Origin of the sequence: Paenibacillus sp. EC2-1, assembly GCF_049311625.1 — a bacterium.
In the GTDB taxonomy this organism is placed as follows: domain Bacteria; phylum Bacillota; class Bacilli; order Paenibacillales; family Paenibacillaceae; genus Paenibacillus_AQ.
Genome location: NZ_CP186006.1, coordinates 310872 through 332845 on the forward strand (window position 1 = coordinate 310872; position 21974 = coordinate 332845).

11 protein-coding genes and 1 other RNA gene are annotated in these 21974 nt (G+C 42.1%); all 12 read left to right on the top strand.

Annotated elements, in window-relative coordinates:
• The first annotated feature begins 26 nt into the window (after positions 1-26).
• Complete coding sequence (locus ACK8P5_RS01635) at positions 27-1208, top strand: acetyl-CoA C-acyltransferase (RefSeq protein ID WP_422661338.1); 1182 nt, start codon at positions 27-29, stop codon at positions 1206-1208.
• Between the two features lie 29 nt (positions 1209-1237).
• Positions 1238-3028 carry an acyl-CoA dehydrogenase family protein gene (locus ACK8P5_RS01640; RefSeq protein WP_422659268.1) on the top strand — a complete coding sequence of 597 codons (1791 nt, stop codon included), beginning with the start codon at positions 1238-1240 and terminating at the stop codon, positions 3026-3028.
• Between the two features lie 164 nt (positions 3029-3192).
• Complete coding sequence (locus tag ACK8P5_RS01645) at positions 3193-4863, top strand: long-chain-fatty-acid--CoA ligase (RefSeq protein WP_422659269.1); 1671 nt, start codon at positions 3193-3195, stop codon at positions 4861-4863.
• A gap of 116 nt (positions 4864-4979) precedes the next feature.
• Complete coding sequence (locus ACK8P5_RS01650) at positions 4980-5429, top strand: PaaI family thioesterase (RefSeq protein ID WP_422659270.1); 450 nt, start codon at positions 4980-4982, stop codon at positions 5427-5429.
• Between the two features lie 264 nt (positions 5430-5693).
• A complete protein-coding gene (gene secG, locus ACK8P5_RS01655) occupies positions 5694-5924 on the top strand; it encodes a preprotein translocase subunit SecG (RefSeq protein WP_422659271.1) in 231 nt (76 codons plus the stop codon).
• Positions 5925-6124: 200 nt separating this feature from the next.
• On the top strand, positions 6125-8899 hold the full coding sequence (gene rnr / locus ACK8P5_RS01660; protein WP_422659272.1) for a ribonuclease R: 2775 nt from the start codon (positions 6125-6127) through the stop codon (positions 8897-8899).
• 328 nt (positions 8900-9227) lie between these two features.
• Positions 9228-9707 (top strand): SsrA-binding protein SmpB, encoded by a 480-nt coding sequence (smpB, locus tag ACK8P5_RS01665; protein ID WP_422659273.1) that lies wholly within the window; start codon positions 9228-9230, stop codon positions 9705-9707.
• A 321-nt stretch (positions 9708-10028) separates the two neighbouring features.
• Positions 10029-10393: a transfer-messenger RNA gene (ssrA, locus tag ACK8P5_RS01670) on the top strand.
• Positions 10394-10864: 471 nt separating this feature from the next.
• Positions 10865-13573: a DNA-directed RNA polymerase subunit alpha C-terminal domain-containing protein gene (locus tag ACK8P5_RS01675; RefSeq protein WP_422659274.1), complete on the top strand. Its 2709-nt coding sequence runs from the start codon at positions 10865-10867 to the stop codon at positions 13571-13573.
• A gap of 55 nt (positions 13574-13628) precedes the next feature.
• Positions 13629-14840 (top strand): hypothetical protein, encoded by a 1212-nt coding sequence (locus tag ACK8P5_RS01680; protein WP_422659275.1) that lies wholly within the window; start codon positions 13629-13631, stop codon positions 14838-14840.
• Entirely contained in the window at positions 14833-17400 is a 2568-nt protein-coding gene (locus tag ACK8P5_RS01685) for an SNF2-related protein (protein WP_422659276.1), read from the top strand. The genes ACK8P5_RS01680 and ACK8P5_RS01685 overlap by 8 nt, the downstream gene beginning before the upstream one ends.
• Positions 17401-17779: 379 nt before the next feature.
• Positions 17780-21868 carry an NACHT domain-containing protein gene (locus tag ACK8P5_RS01690; protein ID WP_422659277.1) on the top strand — a complete coding sequence of 1363 codons (4089 nt, stop codon included), beginning with the start codon at positions 17780-17782 and terminating at the stop codon, positions 21866-21868.
• The last annotated feature ends 106 nt before the right edge of the window (positions 21869-21974 follow it).

A 21974-nucleotide genomic window follows, 5' to 3' on the forward strand; every position in this document is an offset into this window, starting at 1 on the left:
ATTTTAGGAAGAATGAGGTGAGTGACATGAGAGAAGCCGTTATCGTATCTCTTGCCCGTACAGCCGTTGGCAGGGCGAAGAGAGGAAGTCTTGCTGAGACACGCGCCGAGGATCTAGGCAAAGCGGTACTCGAAGCGGTTATTGAACGGGCACCCGGTCTTAAGAAAGAAGACGTGGAGGATGTCATTCTCGGCTGTGCGATGCCGGAAGGAGAGCAGGGGCTGAACGTAGCCCGGATCATCTCCTTATACGCAGGTTATCCCGTGACCGTACCTGCGCTGACGGTGAATCGCTTCTGTTCCTCAGGTCTTCAAGCCATTGCCTTTGCGGCGGAGCGAATTATGCTCGGTCATGCTGAGGTGATTGTAGCCGGCGGTGTAGAGAGTATGAGTCATGTACCGATGACGGGCTTTAAGCCCGCACCCCATCCGGGGCTGGTCGAGCAAATGCCAGAGGTCTATATGGGCATGGGTCATACCGCAGAAGAGGTGGCCCGCAGGTTTGGCGTCAGTAGGGAGGATCAGGATGCGTTTGCTGTCAGCAGTCACCGGAAAGCAGCGGTAGCGATTCAAGAGGGGAGATTTCGGGATGAGATTGTTCCGCTAAGCGTGAAGCTGACAACGTCTGATGATCAGGGGAGTATCCGGCGCAAAGCATTTATTTTCGATACCGATGAGGGGGTGCGACCTGACACTTCGCCAGCGGCTTTATCCAGGTTGAAGCCTGCATTCGCCCTTGGAGGAACCGTCACAGCTGGGAATGCATCACGGACGAGTGACGGTGCAGCGGCTGTTACAGTCATGAGCCGTGAGAAGGCAGAATCACTCGGTCTGAAGCCGCTGGCAACGTTCCGTTCTTTTGCTCTTGCTGGCGTTGATCCGGAGATTATGGGCGTCGGCCCTGTCGAGGCCATTCCCAAAGCGCTCAATATGGCCGGGATTACGCTGGATCAGGTAGATCTGTTCGAGATTAATGAAGCCTTCTCTTCTCAATGCCTTCACATTATTCGTGCACTGGATCTGGATGAGCGAAAGGTCAACGTGAATGGAGGAGCCATTGCTCTGGGGCATCCGCTGGGCTGTACAGGAGCCAAACTGACAACGAGTCTGATCTCAGAACTGAGACGCCGTGGTGGCGGCTTTGGTGTTGTGAGTATGTGTATTGGAGGAGGGATGGGTGCAGCAGGCGTGTTCGAGGTACACGGTTAGCTCATAAACGGTGAAAGGGGAAATCAAGCATGCGTGAGAATCAAACGAAGCAACCCAAAATCGCAGGCGGCGGATTTGTGATTGAGAACCCGGATATAGACCGGATCCTGACACCTGAGGATTTCACTGAGGAGCATCGTATGATTGGTGAGACCGTTCGTGACTTTGTTGAGGGAGAAATTATTCCGCAGGATGAACATATCGAGAAGCTAGATTATAACCTGACCGTAGAATTGCTTCGTAAAGCTGGGGATCTTGGCCTCCTGGGTGCCGATATTCCCGAGGAATACGGTGGTGTCGGACTCGATAAGGTAAGCTCCACGATTATTAATGAATCGCTTGCGAAAGGATCTTCCTTCGCCCTATCCTTTGGTGCCCATGTTGGGATAGGCACCTTGCCTATCGTGCTTTTCGGTACAGCAGCGCAAAAACATAAGTATCTCCCTGATCTGGCTACCGGAACCAAAATCGCAGCCTATTGCCTTACAGAGCCGACTTCTGGCTCAGATGCAATGAGCGCGAAGACAACAGCGCGCTTGTCGGATGACGGCGAACACTACATTTTGAACGGGTCCAAATTGTACATTACGAACGCCGGATTTGCAGATATTTTCATAGTATACGCGAAGATCGACGGGGAGCATTTCACCGCATTTATTGTGGAGAAGGGCCTTGAGGGCTTCTCGCTCGGACCGGAAGAGAAGAAGATGGGCATTAAGGGCTCGTCTACTCGTCCACTATTCTTCGAAGATGTGTTGGTGCCGAAGGAGAACCTGCTTGGTGAGATCGGCAAGGGTCACCGAATCGCATTTAACATTCTGAACATTGGACGGTATAAGCTCGCGGCAGGAACGCTTGGCGCAGCGAAGGAATCGATTGAGCTGAGTTCGGAATATGCAAATACACGTAAGCAGTTTGAGACACCGATTTCGAGTTTCCCGCTGATGCGTAAGAAGCTTGCGGAGATGAACATCACCTCTTTTGTGATGGAGAGCATGGTATACCGGACAGCCGGTCTCCTTGATGAAGCGATGCAGGACATCGACTACAGCAGTGATGATGCTGGCGCTCAGGTGGCAGCTGCTGTATCTGAGTATGCGATTGAGTGCTCCATTAATAAGGTGTATGCCTCGGAGGGGCTCGATTTCATCGCGGACGAAGCGGTTCAGATGCATGGAGGCTACGGGTACATCCAAGAGTATAAGGTTGAGCGGATTTACCGCGATTCTCGGATTAATCGGATTTTTGAAGGAACAAATGAGATCAATCGCTTGCTCATTCCGGGTACGCTTGTCAAAAAAGCGTTGAAAGGCCAGATTGCGCTTTTAGAGAAGGCTCAAAGCCTTCAGGGCGAACTGCTTCAACTTATTCCGGGTCAGACGTTCGAAGGTACACTTGAGCAGGAAGCTCATTATCTCGATATGAGTAAGAAAATTTTCCTCCTCGCTGGTGGTCTTGCCGTACAGAAGTTCGGTACGAAGCTTGAAAAAGAACAAGAGGTGCTCGCGAATTTAGCGGATATGATGATTGATATCTATGCTCTAGAGAGCGCACTACTGCGCACCCGGAAGCAGATAAACCGTACATCGGAAGAGAAAGCGGCTAACATGATTGAAATGACGCAGGTATGCGCCTACGAGGCCTTCCAGCGTATTGAAGCGATCGCTAAAGAAACACTTGCCTCGGTGGATACTGGAGATATGCTGCGTATGCAGCTCTCGATACTGAAGAAGCTTACTCGCAGTACACCTACGAATACGGTAGCTCTTAAGCGCAGCATTGCGGCACGTGTGGTACAGAACCAGCGTTATACCGTGTGATGGTGGATGTATTGCCTGAGCACGTAAGATAGGCGTTACCCTATACCGCTTCTGATTCATTACGAGATAGCCCACTTCTTAGATGAGAAAGGGCCGTGTAAATTTTCACATGGAGTAGGAGTGAAGGAAGCTTACAGCATCCCTCAGGAAAGGGTTGGTTTTGTATGAATGCAAAGCCTTGGCTGCCGTTTTACCCAACTGAAGTAGCCCCTACTTATGAATATCCGAAACAGAATTTGGCGTTATTTCTTGTAACATCTGCACAGAAATATCCGGATCGGCCTGCACTGTATTTTATGGGTAAAAGTATAAGCTACAAAAAATTACTAGAGTTGTCCTACCGGATGGCTCATGCACTTCGAAGCAAAGGAGTGAGTAAGGGAGATCGGGTAGCAATTATGCTGCCTAACTGCCCACAGGTGGTCATCTCCTATTATGGAACGCTGCTAGCCGGAGCAGTTGCTGTAATGACGAATCCGCTTTATGTGGAGCGGGAGATTGAGCATCAGATGAGGGATTCTGGGGCCAAAATAATGATCACCATGGATTTGTTCGTGAACCGGGTGGAAAAGGTCATGCCAGAGACGGAGCTTAAGCATATCATTGTAACCTCCATAGCAGATTATCTCCCTTTTCCCAAAAATAAATTGTATCCGATCAAGGCCAAAAAAGACGGCCCACTTCCCGTAGTCACTTATCGTGATTCCGTTCATTCGTTCAAGGCAGTTCTCGCTGCTGCAGCGGACATTCCCGTATGCGAGAAGATTAACGGTGATGTGGATTTGGCTCTGCTTCAATATACGGGGGGAACGACAGGTGTGCCCAAAGGGGTGATGCTTACCCATTCGAATCTCATTGCGAACACGCTCCAAAGTGCCCATTGGTGTTACAAGGTAGAAGAGGGAAAGGAACGCTATTTAGCGGCGCTGCCTTGCTTCCATGTGTTCGGTCTCACGGTACTGATGAATCAGGCGATTTACAGGGCGGGAGAGCTGCTTCTTGTGCCAAAGTTCGAGGTAACGATGATTCTAGAGCTGATCCGAAAAAGAAAACCGACCCTATTCCCCGGTGCCCCAACAATGTATATAGCACTCATTAATCATCCACGTATTTTGGAATATGATCTATCTTCCATAAATGCATGTATCAGTGGTTCGTCAGGGTTACCAGCAGAGGTGCAGGATAGATTTGAGGAGTTAACAAAAGGACGTCTGATCGAGGGCTACGGCCTGACAGAGGCATCTCCTGTGACACATGTGAATCCGATCTGGGAAAGACGCAAGCTGGGTACGATCGGGCTCCCGATGCCGGATACCGAGGCGATGGTGGTGAATCCAGACACGGGGGAAGAGGTGCCGATCGGCGAGCCTGGAGAATTGGTAGTTAAGGGCCCACAGGTGATGAAAGGTTACTGGAACCGCCCAGAAGATACATTTGATACAATCCGCAATGGCTGGCTATTCACGGGTGATATGGCGACGATGGATGAGGAAGGGTATTTTCGTATTATCGACCGGAAGAAGGATATGATCATTGCCAGTGGTTACAATATATATCCGCGCGAAATCGAAGAGGTACTATATGAACATCCGTCTGTGAAAGAGGCTGTTGTCATTGGCACTCGGGACGAATATCGCGGGGAGACGGTCAAAGCATTCATTGTGCTGAAGGATGACGCGAAGCCCGATCCTGAGGATCTAGAGAAATATTGCCGCAGCCAGCTAGCAGCCTACAAGGTACCACGCCAGTATGTATTCCGGGATTCACTGCCTAAGACGATGATTGGGAAGGTTCTGCGGAGAAAGTTAATTGAAGAGGAGGATGAGGGGAAATAACGGAGCATAGCGCATCATGACAGAGGCGAATCGTCCGCTCGTCCGCATGAATAAGAAGTATTTTGGTTAATCAATGAATAGTTAACGAAAATACGAAGAAGGGAGGTACTGTCCTTATGAATCATGCCGATACCGGACCAAGCATGTATCCGAAACCGAATGATGAGGAACGTGAGGCATATATACAAGCGATGAGCAAGGCTGCAGAGCCAACCTTCTGGGGATACCTGGGGTGTCAGATGGAGTCTGCAAGTGAGGAGGAAGTGGTTGTAACACTGGATGCAGAGCCGCATCATATGAATATGATGGGCATTGTTCATGGCGGTGTCCTGTCCTCACTGATGGATAATGCGATGGGGATCGCAGTCATGTTAGAGCGCCCTGGAGATCAGACGGTAACGAGTAATTTGAACGTTCACTTTCTAACTCCGGCAAGAGAAGGGAAGCTGACAGTGAAGGCAAGTATCGTGCATCGTACACGGCGCTCAGTTACGGTGGAATCTCGGATTTCACATGAGAATGGGGAGCTGGTAGCGATCAGCACGGGATCTTTTCGGGTCAAATAGTGTCAGGTTATGCACCCTCGTATGCAGGTTTATAGCAGGTAACATCCGTGGTCTGCCGTTCTTCGTTTGATGAAGAGGGAGGCCACTTTTTTGCGTTGTCAGGGGAAGTGAACATACTAGTAGTGAACTTCCTGAAATCACCATGTCTGTCTTGTCAATCCTTTGTAGCTATGCTACAATAAGAATGCTGTTTTTATATGTGAAGATGTAAGTATACTTATTGTAATAAATATTAGATGTCTACTCGTTTAGGAGGTGGAAGTAATGGGAATGTTTTTTGAGGTGCTGCTTGTTATTTTCTCGATCGCGTTGATTGCAATTGTTCTTCTGCAGAAAGGGAAAAGTGCAGGTCTTTCCGGTGCCATCTCCGGCGGTGCGGAACATCTTTTCGGTAAAACGAAAGCCCGCGGTATGGAGCTCGTGTTGCAGCGTGTAACGGTTGGTGTTGCAGCGGCATTTTTCATTCTAGCCATTGTCGTAGCCGTTTTGAAATAACTCACAAACATAACCTTCGCTTTTTCATCTATGGAAGAGCGGAGGTTTTTTTATTTTTTTCTCATATACATAGGATATGATGCTAAGGATACCCGGGATTAATTTCGTGTATACTAGGGTATGAGTAATAAGTAGGTAAACATTGGACGACATTTGTATTTTAGACGAACAGGTTTGCACGTTCCCTCGAGGTGATAATGATGATAACAGAAGAAAACATATTGGATTTAATGCGGGAAACCGATTATAAACCGATGACGTATCAGGAATTAGAGAAGCATTTTGGAATTAATGATGCGCAAGAATTTCGTGAATTTTTAAAGCTATTAAACGAATTAGAGGAATCTGGAAAGATCCTGCTGACTAGTAACCAGCGCTATGGTGTACCGGAGCGCCTTGATTTTCTGCGTGGAAGACTTCAAGTTCATGCGAAGGGCTTTGCCTTCCTCATTCCGGATGATCGCGAGCATCCTGATGTATATATCCATGCGAATGACCTGAAAAGCGCTATGAATGGTGATATCGTGCTGGCACGTGTTCATTCGAAGAGCGTCGCTGGTGGCAAGCTGGAGGGTGAGGTGGTTCGCATTGTGACACGCGCGGTTACCCAAGTGGTTGGCGTGTTCCAGAATCATGAGGCGTATGGCTTCGTTCTACCGGATGATAAGCGGATTAATCGCGATATTTTTGTACCCAAGCATGCGATAAATGGTGCAGTAGACGGCGTTAAGGTTGTTGTGAAGCTGGTGAGCTATCCAGAAGGACGCGCCGCTGCCGAGGGTGAGATTATTGAGATTCTTGGACATAAAGATGATCCAGGTATCGATATTCTGTCCATTATTCGGAAGCATCAACTGCCTGAAGGATTCCCAGAGGATGTGCTGGCTGCGGCGGATCATGCACCGGACTCCATTACGGAGGAAGAGATCGCACAGCAAGGCCGCCGGGATCTACGCGGACTGAATATCGTTACAATTGATGGAGAAGATGCTAAGGATCTTGATGATGCGGTTAATGTAGAGCGTCTGTCTAACGGTCACTATAAGCTTGGTGTACACATCGCAGATGTAGGCTACTACGTACGCGAGGGTTCGCCACTGGATATTGAAGCCTATAACAGGGGTTGTAGTGTGTACCTGGTAGACCGGGTTATTCCGATGCTGCCACACCGGCTCTCGAACGGGATTTGCAGCTTGAATCCTCAGGTGGACCGTCTTACATTGTCCTGTGAGATGGAGTTCGATGAGCAGATGAAAGTTGTGAAGCATGATGTGTTCACAAGCGTGATTCGCACGAAAGAACGGATGACCTACAATAATGTCCGTAAAATTCTGATCGACGAAGATCCAGAATTAATCGAGCGCTACAGTGATCTCGTTGAGGATTTTAGATTGATGCGTGAGCTGGCACTCAAGCTTCGGAATCGCCGGATGCAGCGCGGTGCGGTGGATTTCGATTTCGTGGAATCCAAGGTCATTGTGAATGAGAACGGTAAGGCTGTAGACATTGTTAAAAGAGAACGCTCTATTGCAGAGCAAATCATAGAGGAATTCATGCTTGCGGCGAATGAGACCGTGGCAGAGCACTTCCACTGGCTGAAAGTGCCGTTTATTTACCGGATTCACGAAGATCCGGATCAAGAGAAACTGCAGAACTTTATGGCATTTGCTGCGAATTTCGGTCATCACGTCAAAGGACGGGGCAACTCGATTCACCCGCGTGCACTTCAAAGCTTGCTTGAAGACATCCAGGGTACGAAGGAGCAGACCGTACTTAGCACGATGATGCTTCGCTCGATGAAGCAGGCGAAATACGATGCAGAAAGCACGGGCCACTTCGGACTTGCAGCAGAGTATTATTCTCACTTTACATCCCCGATCCGCCGGTATCCGGACCTTGTTATACACCGGGTTATTCGGGAAGTTATTGAGAACAACAATATATTGTCAGAGAAGCGTCAGGCGTATCTGGCAGAGAGAATGCCGGATGTTGCACAGCAATCGTCCGAGCGGGAACGTGTTGCAGTTGATGCTGAGCGTGATACGGAAGCTCTTAAGAAAGCGGAGTATATGCTGGATAAAGTCGGCGAAGAATTCGAAGGTATTATCAGCAGCGTAACCAGCTTCGGGATGTTTATTGAGCTGGAGAACACGGTTGAAGGCTTGATCCGTATGGGTGGCCTTACTGATGATTACTATCACTTCGATGAGAAGCACATGGCCCTGATTGGTGAACGGACATCTAAGGTGTTCCGGATCGGTGATGAGGTGAAGGTGCGTGTAGCGAACGTGAACATGGCGGAGCATACCATCGACTTCGAGATGGTGGATATGAAGCCACGCGGAGGTCGTGGTGGCAACCGCGGTGGAGCTGGAGCAGGCGCCGGAGGCCGCGGTTTCGGCGGTGGTTTTGGTGGTAATCGTGAAGGCGGCAATGGTAAAGGTGCCGGCCCTAAAGGCGGCGGACGCGGTAAACGTGGCGGCGATGCACCAGCTACTGGCGGCGGCGAGAACGGCAGCTATGGTGCAAGACGTAGTAAGGGCAAGCGCGGTACTGGCGATCCAGCAGCGCGTGGTAATGAGAGCGCAGGTCATACAAGTGGCGGGCGTGGTAAACGCAGCGGTGATGCTGCTGGCCAGTCCGGTTCAGCGAGTCAAGGAATTGCGATCAACAAAGGTGAAGCAAGAGCACCTGAATCGGCCGGTGGTGAAGAGAAGCGCAGCTTTGCTTTTGGCTCAGGTAAAGGTGGATATAGCTCGAAGAGCGGTGGAAATCTTGGGTTTGACCGTAACTCCCGCAGTGGCGGAAGCGGCAAGGGACGCCGGAAGAAGACAACGGGTAGTGGGATCTTCATCGGTGACGGACCTACTCCTGGTCAGAGCGCTGGCGATGAGAGCAGTGGTAACGGTGGTCGCAAACGGAAGAAAAAAGGCGGCAACAGCACAGCGGCTTTTGTACGGAAGAAGAAAAAGTAAGAAATGCTGATGGGAATAACCCCTGAAGTGATGTGGTCGGTGGATATCGGCTGCAAATGAGATATAGCGTGTCAAATACCCTGAAGTCAGAGAGATAGGGAACACGGAGCGGGTAAGAGCGGTTTCGTATTCTGCTACGAGTTGATCGAATCTGCTTAAACCCGCGGTCCATCTTGCATGTGAGAACGGCGCAACCGCCTGTCCTTTCTTGCTTTTGACCCATTCAGTTGGTACAATGGACTTCTGGTATGATTGCTGTTTGAGGCGGTCTTCCGGAAGTCCTTTTGATTAATAATGAAGTGATATGACGATGATAAGGAGTGAGACCATGGGTAAGAAAAGTGACGGGAAGGTTCTGGCCCAGAACAAAAAAGCTTCCCATGATTACTTCATCGAAGATACGTATGAAGCCGGTATGGTGCTGACAGGCACGGAGATAAAGTCCATACGTAATGGCCGTGCGAATATCGGGGATGCGTTTGCTACGATTCGAAATGGCGAGATTCATATCCATAACATGCACATCAGTCCTTTTGAGCAAGGGAACCGGAATAATCCCACAGATCCGACGCGGACCCGTAAGCTCTTGATGCATAAAGAACAGATTCGCAAGCTGCTCGGTCAATCCAAGCAGGATGGATACTCAATTGTACCACTTAAGGTGTACATTCGTAACGGTTACGCGAAGCTGTTGCTTGGTCTTGGTAAAGGTAAGAAGCAGTACGACAAGCGTGATACGGCTGCGAAGCGGGATGCTCAGCGTGATATCCAGCGTGCTCTGCGTGAGAAGCAGAAGATTGCGAGATAAGCTGAGATTTATATGAGAAGTATGAATTTGGCATGATGTTTAATTCATGGACATATCGTGTAATGATATAGACAGTGGATGGCAGCAATTAGCTGCTTTCCCTGTTAAATATATATCACTGTACAGCAGAATGTGATATACTAAGTGATATAAGAGATCGCTAAGATCATTGAAAACAAGCTTTAAGCTTCGTCATTCTTTCTTGGAGGGAAAGAATGCGGAATAGATCGATCTGCTATGGCTGATCGTCTTTGATCTAATCCGGAAGCCCTTTTGAGTAGACAGTTCACCTTATAAGGTAGTTACTGTTTCTCATATTAAGGGGGCGTTTTTGGATTCGACGGGGATAGTTCGGGCATGAGTAGCGGGTAGTGGGGACGCGTCCACTTCATCAACGCTAAAGCCTATTAAACGGCAAACAACAAAACAACTACGCTTTCGCAGCTTAATAACCTGTGAGCGTGCTCTCGCTCTGTATCGCCCATGTACCGGGATGAGGGCCCAACTTTAGTGGGATACGCTGTCACATCTCCGCCTGGGGTGTGCTGAAGAAGACAATCAGGCTGACCCAAAGTAGAGCCGGTTACGGGGCGCTACTCGGGTGACATCAAAACTGTAACTACACCCGTAGAAGCTTGTGTTGTCGTTATCTTCGGACAGGGGTTCGACTCCCCTCGCCTCCATACATACAATTCAAAATCCACAACCGAATGAGGTTGTGGATTTTTGCATTTTTACTAATTAGAACTTGAGTATGCTCTACATGACACGTTATAAATGGTGCCCTTTTATAGTAGCCGATGAATTTCTTGATCTCAGGAAGATCGGGGTTTGATATGAGGGCTCCGAACTGAGAAAGCAGTCATATCAAAGTATCTTTTGTGATGACGGTTTTTTTCTATTTCTCACGGTAGATATGAAAGATCTTGATTATAGTGTTTTTCGTGAAGAGTTCTAATCTCCTAGAGTCAGTTTGTTATTTGATTCGTTATCAAATCATGTCTGATTTTTGTGGTTCATGTTATATTATGTATATAAAAAGGCTTTTACTCGAATACATTGCTCAGTGCTACGAACTGCAATAATATGGGGAATTTAATGTTGAACTGCTTTCACTTACGGCAATTCTTTTGCGAAACGAGGGGGATGTAGTGAATTTGACGCGAATAGATCCAATAGAAAAATTAGAACTCTCTGTAAGAGCGTATAAAGCACTTCGTAAAGCAGGTATCAATGGGGTGGGCGATCTGCTGGATTTCCCAAAAGAAAACTTCCCAAGTCTGAAAAACATGGGGGTTAAATCTGTAAGGGAAATTACGGAAGTGATTGAGCAGATAGAAATTATCGAGATTGATCCTATAAATTGCAATGCAAACAAAAAGGCAGAAGATGATTTGGATGCATGGTTTATTGGAAGGGATGGCCAAAAATATAGAGACATCACTATAAAAGATATTGAACTGTCAAGGAGATCATTCAATTGCTTAAAGGGAGCTGGAATTGACTATATTTCCAAGTTGCTGGAAAATACAGAAAATGATCTATTTGCAATCCCTCATATGGGCGCAAAGAGCGTGAGAGAAATAATGGAAGTTATAAATCAACTTGTTCTTGAACCGGCACCTGCTGCTCAGAGCTCACACAATAATGATTCAGATTCCAGATATGGTAATATTTGTAGTTATATATTACAGGAAATTGTTAAGACGGTAGACGTTCATGCAGGCCAGCTATATGAGGAGATACTTCCGCTAGTTGAGAATTTTAATAGTAGGTTTATTCCATCAATATCAGTTGTTGAGATCGATGAGCAACTAATTACAGAACTTTATGGGTCATCTCTTTTGAGATGTGCAATCAAGGGTACTTTTTTGAAGCAACTAGAATCTAACCCTTATGGATTGGATAAGTTTAATTTAGTGAGGACTTTACCTTCATTTCTGCAGCACGAAGAATTAGCGGATAGTCTAATATCAGAACTTATACAGGACGGTGATGTACTTTGCCTAAACGATCAGAGGTACAGGCGGAAGTATCTAACGGCTCTTCAGTATGCCGCATCCTTGCCAAAATCTCAAGAATGTACTGTATTAACTGGAAGGCTATACGGACAGACGCTGGATGAGATAGGAAAGAGATTAAACCTTTCGAGAGAGCGAATAAGGCAAATCGAAAAGAAATGTATCCGTAATGCACCTACTCTTAGTGAGGATCTTTATGCACTTGTTTTTCAGAAATATGACATAGCAAAAGTAGATTTTCTTTCAGGATTCAAGGAATCTGAGGTAACATACAATTACCTTTCCATCACATATAAAAAAGGTGATAATCCCGTTAATGACTTAGTCACAGATTGTGATCTCCCCGACTATATTAAAAAGGGCGCAGAACGAATAATTTATAAAAATTACGTGATCCTTGGTAGTGAGCGAATTCTCTGTAGCCGCGATGAGCTTAGTGAATACATATTGCGCACAGCGGGCGTTGAAGGTCTTACCTTTGAGGAGTTTTCGCAATTGTATAAGATGCTTCTTGAAGATTTAAATCTTAAGGATAATCCTAAGTTTTCGGTGATGGATCGAGGTTATTCTAACAAATTAGCAGCAAGCAACCATGTTCTGTGGAAATATGGGCAAAAACTTCGCTACTATAATATTGATGCGTATGATTACGCAGATCTGCTCAATGGTCTTAATCTCAGCGATTATAAGAATGTGGAGTTCTCAACACGCAAATTTTTTCTGGAATATCCCGAGATAATGAGTGATTATGATATTCAAGATGAATATGAGTTGCATAATCTACTTAAAAAAATTTGCACAAGCGATGATTACCCACAAATACACTTTAAGCGAATGCCTAACATAGAGTTTGGGGTAGCAGACAGAGACAATCAGGTTATGGATATGTTATTGGCTCTCGCTCCAATTAAAAACACAGATTTTGCTGCAGCTTATGAACATGCTTACGGTGTATTGTCTCAAACAGTGCTGGCCAACTACATGAAAAATTTCGACCAGTATTTTTATTCGGGTATTTACAAAATAGATGTGCCTATGCTCTCTGGCATAATGTCTACTAGGATGAAGCAACTTCTGTCCAGAGAATTCTATCTCTTGTTCGATATTCGAAAGTTGTATGTGAACGAATTCCCCCAAGCTGATCCTAAATTGCTGAATCCGTACACCTTAAAGGCACTTGGGTTTCGGGTTTATGCTAACTATGCAATTAAAGACCAATATCCATCTGCAGCGGAGTACTTTCGTTCGATCCTTACTAAAGAGGAGATCGTAGATGCGAAGTCCTTTCCCAAGGAAGTGCTAAACACGATAGCGTATACATCCGAGGTTTATAAACTAAAAGCTTCGTATGATATTTTTGAATATGCACCATTAAAATATGTTCATTTTCGCCGGCTAAATTACGCTGGTGTAGAAAAGGAAGCCATACTAGACTATTGCTACAAAGTATATCAAGCAATTGATTCGCAATATTTTACTGTATATTCCCTGCAGCAAAAAGGCTTTACCCATGCCCTTGATGAGCTTGGCTTTGACGAATGGTTTTATGCTTCGCTACTTTCTGAAGATAAGGAACATTTTTCTTATCGTCGGATGGGAAAAAACAAGCTTTTCAGACGAGGTAGTGAGAATGTATCTCTGGTCGATTTTTTGGAGTGGATCCTGTATTCTAGTGAATCACTATCATTAGATGTATATGAGCTGACTGAAAAGCTATCAAGCGATTACAACATAAATTTCGAATGGTATAAAATAGTCGAAACAATTAAAGGTAGCGCAATGTACTATGATACTATAACTCAAAAAGTTTACGCTGATTACGATGTATATTTTGAGGAAATCTAAATCTACTGGGTGCTGGTGAGCTATTACTTGATAAATATGAGGAGGTATTAACAAAATGAGTTTACTTATAAAGGGTATTGAAAATAAAAGCGTTATACCAACATCACTGACAAAAAAGCTTTCGGTGGATAATCATATGCAAGCTTATGCCATACATAAGATTAGGCTGGATCAGCTGTATTATAATGATCAGAACGATCGTATTGCAACTTGGATCAGTCAGTACAAAGCGGAAAATAGAATTTTGGACACTGACGATAAAGAACAATATAACCAGATTATTCAAGGATTTATCACTGAAAGTAATCCAGAAGCATTGAAAAAAACACAAAACAATATCGAACTCATTGGACAACAAGAGGCTGGAGTAGTTTTGACAGATGGCAGAATCATTGATGGTAACCGGCGTTTTACTTGCTTGCGGAATTTGGAGCAAAAAACTGGACAGACTCAATACTTTGAGGCTGTCATATTAGAGCATGATATGGCTCACAATGCTAAACAAATCAAAATGCTTGAATTGTTGCTTCAGCATGGTGTAGACAAACCTGTTGACTATAATCCGATTGATCGACTGGTGGGTATATATAATGACATTGTAGAAAATAACCTTCTTACAGTACGGGAATATGCCACCAGTGTTAATCAATCGGAAGCAGATATCAGGAGAGAAGTAGAAAAAGCAAAACTAATGGTGGAATTCTTGGAGTTCATCAACGCCCCGAAACAATTCCACTTAGCTCGCACCATGAATCTCTCTGAATCACTAAAAGACTTGTATAGCATGCTAAGCAAGTTGAAAGATGATGATAGCCGTGAGGACTTGAAAAACAATGTGTTTGCTCAATTACTTATGGCTCCAGTTGGAGATACAAATAGATATATAAGAAAAATCGGTAAAATTGCATCAAATCCCAGAATTCTGAACGAATATCTTGCTGAACAATCAGAGTTGACTGAAAAAGTTTGTGATGCTGTGGAGCAGCACCCAATTACGACTGAAAAAGTAATAAATGAACATATACGTGCAAAGAAGGGAGTCCAATTAGAATTCGCCAGATCCACTGAGAAATGGATTAGTAAAGCGGACGGTGAAGCCAGTAGAAATCGTCCTGCACAACAAGCTGAAAAAGCATACGAAATGCTTGATACCATTGACATAAATATCTTTAAGAAAATGTCGGATGAGCAAAAAGATGATATTCGAGAAAAACTTGATTTGGTACAACAAACATTAGATAGCATTAGGGGAGAACTTGATGTTTAAGGATCTTTCTTTAAAGGCAACATATTCTTCTTATGAAGATAATGTTGGTGCATCTTTCTTTACCCCAACATTGTGTGAAAGCATCACTTATGACAGAGCTACGGCGTATTTTTCAGCCAAAGCACTAGCCAGTTATGCAAAAGGTCTTGAAGTGTTTGCACGTCGAGGGAACAAATGTCGCATGATTATTTCGGCTGAAGTATCAGAAGATGACTATCGGCAAATCAAAGAGGGATACCAGTTAAGGGAAGAGGTTAATCAAGGATTGTTAGAAAAGTTGAGAGAAACTCTTTCTCTTGAGGAAGAGCGCAATATCTCAAATATTGCCTATTTGATCTCTCTTGGGATTATTGATATTAAGATGGCTTTTACACGCAAGGGGATTTTTCACGATAAGTTTGGCGTTATGGAAGATGAAGTGGGCGATGTAATCTGTTTTCGAGGATCAAACAATGAGACTGCGGCAGCTTATAATTTCAACTATGAAGCGTTTGATATTACATGTAGTTGGCAGGCGTCAGCATTCGATTACTCTAAAATTACCAAAAGCAAAGAAACATTTGAAAAGCTGTGGAATAACAAAGCTGAAAATGTCCTTGTCTGTGATATGAGTCAAACCCTTCAACAAGAAATAATATCTCATAGTAAAGGGATGGTCATAGTAGACACTGCACAGCTTGAGGAGGATTGTCTCCTTTTGGATTATGATGAAGGGTTAAAGCTTGACATAAAAATTAAACCTTTGCTTCTTTTAAACAATGCAGTTTATAAGTTAAAGCTCAAGCGATATGTTGATATTGAGCGGAGCAACGAACATATTATTAGTTTTAAAAGCAATTTAACTTATCCAGCATACAAGAGAATCATTAATATTCTTGAACGGGATGCCCTAAAGCGAGACTATCGTTTCTTTACTACGCAACGACTCCGTAATTATATCGCCAGCCGCGAAATATATATTGAAAAGAGAGCGAATATTGGACTTTCGATAAAAGATCAAGACCCTAATGTGCATGCGCAATTTGCTGAGTATAAAGCGGTAGTCGATAGCGTTTTTTATCGACAACTTCGAGATAAGCAAATGTGGGATTCGTTTTTCATGTGTGTCATGAAAAAATCCAGTAACTTTTCTGTCCCCGGATCAGGAAAAACGGCATCTGTTTTAGGGGTATATGCATATCTGCAAGAAAAAGGTCTGATCAAAAGAATTGTTATGGTTGGGCCTAAAAATTCGTTTGGTTCTTGGGTTGATGAATTCAAAGCATGCTTTGGTACGAAACAGCAGGTTCAATTGTATAGTATACAAGATCCAAATTATCCTTCTTCAAAGGAGAAACGGCAAGCCATTCTATATGATACGGGAAATAAGAATCTTTTGTTGTTTAATTATGAGAGTTTAGGAATCTACCTGACAGAAATCGGAAAACTAATCGATGCAGAAACACTGCTGGTATTTGACGAAGTACACAAAGTAAAAGCTTTGAATGGCCGACGCGCTGCTGATGCACTCCAATTAGCGAAGAATGCTTCCTATACCATCGCTCTTACGGGAACTCCTATACCTAACTCGTACACTGACATTAGGAACCTGTTGGACATTCTTTATCACGATGAATATGCTGACTTTTTTGGGTTTTCTATTCCACAATTGAAAGACCCAAGTGCAGATGATATTACCGTTATTAATCAGAAATTACAGCCATTCTTTTGCCGCACAACAAAGCAACAGTTACAAGTACCGACTGCAAATCCAGATTCTTTTATCCAAGTATTGGCCAGCGCCCCTGAGAACGAATTGTTTCATATTTTGCTGTTAAAATACGTAAAAAATAAACTTGTCTTAATTATTCGTCTTTTACAATTGGAATCCAACCCACAACTATTATTAAAATCACTTAATTTATCGGAATTTTCAGATATCTTAGATATGTCTGGCGAGATAGAGGAATTTGATTATGTGGATTTTTCTAACGACGTGATTACTCTCATTAATAATATTGAAACCACAAAAAAATTTGATGCCTGTATAGAAATTGCTTTACAGCTTTATAGAGAGCACAAACCTTCAATAATTTGGTGTATATTTGTTGATTCTATGTTGAATATTAAGAGGTCCTTGGAAATAGTAGGAGTTCGCGCTGCTTGTATTTATGGGGACATAAGTATGGAAGAGCGACAAATGATCTTATTAGCCTTTCGTAAAGGCGAGCTAGATGTCCTAATTACTAACCCACACACTCTGGCAGAGTCTGTCTCTTTACACACTGTATGCCATGATGCAATATATTTTGAGTATAGCTATAATCTTGTACATCTTCTGCAGTCGAAAGATCGTATTCATCGCTTAGGTTTACAAAACAATCAGTATACACAATACTATTTTATACAAGGGATATTCTCAACCAAAGATGGAGAACCATATTCGTTGGATGAAAAAATATACCTCCGTCTAATGGAAAAAGAGCAAATCATGTTGGATGCGATTGAAAACGACACACTTGAACGAGGTAATACACCAGAAGAGGATTTAGATCTTATTTTTTCAGACCTAAGATTATAGATTAATTTAGTGTTCAATATAAACAATACTTAAACGAATCGATTGCTTATCAGTACGAGGTTTGTTATGGACGACATTCCCGAACGACTACCGTTAGCATTTAGTAAAGATGTCCGTTGTGAAACAAAAACTGAGGAAGTTTGAAGTAAAAAAAAAGAAAACCCGCTCAATGGCGGGTTTTCTTTTTTAGTTGTGAGCGTTACTAAATATTTTCTTTTGTTATAAATTATTAATCACTGTTAAACTGGATTTCTAATATATAATATATCCAAAGTTAACCAAACAATGGACTGAACAAAATGTAAATCGAGGTGTAAACATGTCAAACATAACCTACATGTGGGAGAGGTTTTGGTGTGAGCGTACAGAAACGTTTAGTTTGACTGAAAAAGGATACTTAGTAGATCCAAAATCCGAGTACGGCAAGTTTATTAATCTTAATATAAAAACAACAGAAGATATCTCGAATTTTACTTGCGTTGTTTTATTAGGTGAGCCTGGAATTGGAAAATCAGAAAGTATGAAGAGTTTAGTGTCTGCAGAAGATAACGAAGATAAGTTTTTACATATTAATTTGAGGTCGTATGGTTCAGAGGAGAGATTGATCAGAAGTTTGTTTGAAAATCCAATATTTTTGGAATGGGAGAAATCTAATGAAGATAATATATATATTTATTTAGACAGCTTAGACGAGTGTTTGTTAAGGATTAATCATGTTTCTTCCATATTGGCCGATGAATTTAAAAAATTTGATGTCCAACGTATATACTTAAGAATTGCTTGCCGTACCTCAGAATGGCCACATCAGTTAGAAAAAGACCTTGTCGAGCTATGGGGGAAAGATCAATTCTCGGCGCTTGAGCTGCTACCATTACGTGAAAAGGATGTTATTGAGGTAGTAAAGGACAAGGGCCTACACGTTAATAACTTCATTACTGAGCTATCTGAAAAAGATATTGTCCCTTTTGCAATCAAGCCTGTAACACTACAGATGTTAATTGATATATATCAGAGCAGTGGGAGATTTCCTGAAACACAAGGTGAAATATATCTTCAAGGGTGTCAAATCCTATGTGAAGAACCGAATGAAACCCGTAAAAAATTTGCCCATGTTGATCCAAGGAGAAGATTGACTATAGCTTCAAGAATAGCTGCATTAACTGTATTTACAAATAAATACGCTATAGGGTACAACAGAAGTATTCGAATTGCAGCAGAAGAAGATATTCATATATCTGATATTATAGATGGATCAAATAGAACTTTAGAAGATGTTTTAGTGTTAAATGAAAGTGATGTTCTCGAAGTACTCTCAACAGGACTTTTTACTTCGCGAGGAATTAATCGTCTGGGATGGGCTCATCAAACTTACGCAGAATATTTATCAGCGTTGTATATAGTAGAGAATAAACTGGAGCTAGAGCAGATAGTTAGCTTAATTAGGCACCCAGAGGACGGGCATATAGTTCCACAATTGTATGAAGTGGCTTCTTGGTTAGCATCATTTAATATAGATATTTTCAAGTATATCTGTGTTCATGATCCAGAAGTGTTACTAAGAAGTGACATCAAAGGCGCAGACGTTAAAGCAAAAAGCGAACTGGTTACAACCCTGTTAGATAGATATGACTCTGGTCTAATGCATGATGGGAATTATGAGATAAATCGTAACTTTTATAAGTTGAGGCATAATGATTTAGCATCGCAGTTAGAACCCTATATTATGGATAATTCCAAAGATTTAATAGTTAGAAGAGTTGCAATACGAATAGCCAAAGCATGTAACATAACAGAAGTAAAGAAATATCTTCTTGATCTGACATTCAATAAAAAAGAAGAATACTATTTACGTGTAGAAGCGGGTAAGGCCTTTATAGGAATGAGTGACGATAAAGGGATTTTGGAATTGTTTCCACTAATTCGTTTTGACCATGAAGATGATCCAGATGAAGAACTGAAAGGCATAATATTAAAGGCTTTGTGGCCAAATTACATTTCTGCTCAGGAGTTATTTTCATGTTTGAACTTACCGAAGAGGAGCAATTTAATAGGATTATATCGACATTTTATAAGTCATGATATCATTGAAAGTTTAAGTGATGAGGATCTACCATTCGCACTAAATTGGGTAGAACAATTCATTGATGTTCACAACATAAAGTTAATTATAGAAGATTTATTTCATGCAATTATGCAAAGAGCTATAGAACTGATAAGTATCCCATCAATTTTCGTACCATTTATAAGAGTGTTGAAAAAAAGAATTAAAAATTTTGACCGATTTGCATACCTGTCAAGATTGCATAATGATGAGATATTAAAAAAGACAATTATTACTGGCTTAATAGATGAAGTTGAAACGCCTTCTGATATGAGACACATCTCATACGCAGCTTTTTTACAGCCATCAGATCTTCCATGGTTACTAGAAAAAATAACTATCATAAAAGAAGTTGAAAGTCAAAGAGAATATGCAAGGGTTATAAACAGGGTATTTAACCCGAGTGATTACGAACATGTTGATTTATTAATGGCTGCAGCCCAGGAGAATGAAGTACTAACACAAGAACTTAGATACTACTTTGATAGCGTTCAAATAAACTCGGAAAATGGAAAAAAGCTAAAAGAAAATCACTATTTTTTAGAGGGAATTAGAGAAAAAAATAATCAAGCAGAAAGGGTTGAAATACCTTCCTTAACACAAAGGATTAATAAATATTTGACTCAAATTGAGTTAGGTAATGTTGAGGCGTGGGAACGTCTTTGTTATGAGCTTTCCTTTGACAAGGATGGCAATGGTTCTAGTTTACTGGAGCCAAATTTTATGAATTATTCTAGTTGGTTACAGTTAGATGTAAATGATAGAAAAAGGACTATTGATTGTTCTGAGATCTATATAAAGTTTATAAAATTAAAAAGAGATCAATGGTTTGGAGAGAAATTTAATAAATCATTTATAGCCGCTTATAAAGCACTAAGACTAATCTACGATTATAATTATAAAGTTATACTCGAACTAAGCAATGATGATTGGGCAAGGTGGTCACCAGTACTTTTAACGCAGTATACCGATTCACAACAAGAAAAGTTGATTCAGACACATCTGATTAAACTAGCATATTCAAGAAATTCCGATCAGATTATTTCAGACTTGCTAACTCTTATGAGGGAAGAGAACAAATCTCATAATAATATATTTGTGAATGAACTAATTTCTGATTGTTGGGATGAAAAAATGAAACTCATTATGTTTCAATTTTACAAGTCCAATGATTTGGCACCTCAATCTAAAAAAACATTACTTAAGGATTTGCTGATAAATAAAGTAAATGGTATAGAGAAGTATGTACTAACTGAAATCAAATCCGAATTAACTGCTGGTAACACAGAGAATAGACAAAAAATCATTTTAGAGGCAGTGGCACTTTGTAATTACTCTATACAAGGATGGAAAAGGATATGGAATTTCAGGACTACTCAAACAGAGTTCCTAAAAGAGGTTTTCTTAGCAGTAGCAGATGAGGGTCAATCATTGTTAAAACTTAATTCTATAAAAGATTCACTGCTAGCTGATTTCTATTTATGGTTAGTGAATCATTTTCCATATGAAGAAGATCCAAAGTATGAAGATGATGAAATGGCTCATTTTGTAGCTCCCAGAGAGAGTCTGGCTGAACTTAGAGATAATATTCTGAGACTTTTGAAAATGCGTGGAACTAAGGAATCGCAATTTGAATATCAAAGAGTTGTTCATGAATTGCCTCAACTGAGTTGGCTAAAATGGGGATTAGCAGAGGTCAATCTAGCTGTTAGACGCAATACATGGACTCCTCCTAGGCCTATTGATATTATTTTACTTACAAGTAATAAAGAAAAGAGACTTGTAAGAAGCGGTGAAGAGCTCCTTGATGTCATTGTTAATGCATTAAAAAGAATTGAAAAAAGGTTTCATGGTGTCACCCCTGAAGTACGTTCTTTATGGAATGATCTAGGGGATAATAAATTCACTCCTTGGAGCGAAAATGATTTTTCTAATTATATTAAGCAACGTCTAGATGATGAAATAAGAGGAAGAGGAATCATAACAAATCGTGAAGTTGAACTTCAACCTACATTAGGATCGGAAAAGGGCGAACGAACTGATATCCATGTAGATGCTATATTACCTGAGAATCATAACTATGAGAAAATAACAGTAATAATAGAGGTTAAAGGGAATTGGAATCCAGAGCTTCTAGGAGCTATGCAAGACCAGCTCTCTAATAGGTATTTGAAAGAAGGTAAAACACTTTATGGTCTATATTTGGTTGCATGGTTCGATAGTGATAAGTGGGATCCAAATGATCCTCGTAAAAGAAAAAGTTTAAAACACGATATTTCAGAGATGAAAAAAGTTTTACAGGAACAAGCGGAAAGGCTGTCAACTAACAAAATGATAAAACAATACGTAATGAATGTGACTTATTGATTACAAATATATACCACAAAACCCGCTCAATGAGTGGGTTTTGCCTTCCAAAGTGAGTATAATTGTTTTGTGGTCTGATATTCTATAATCATTCTGTTATTAAATG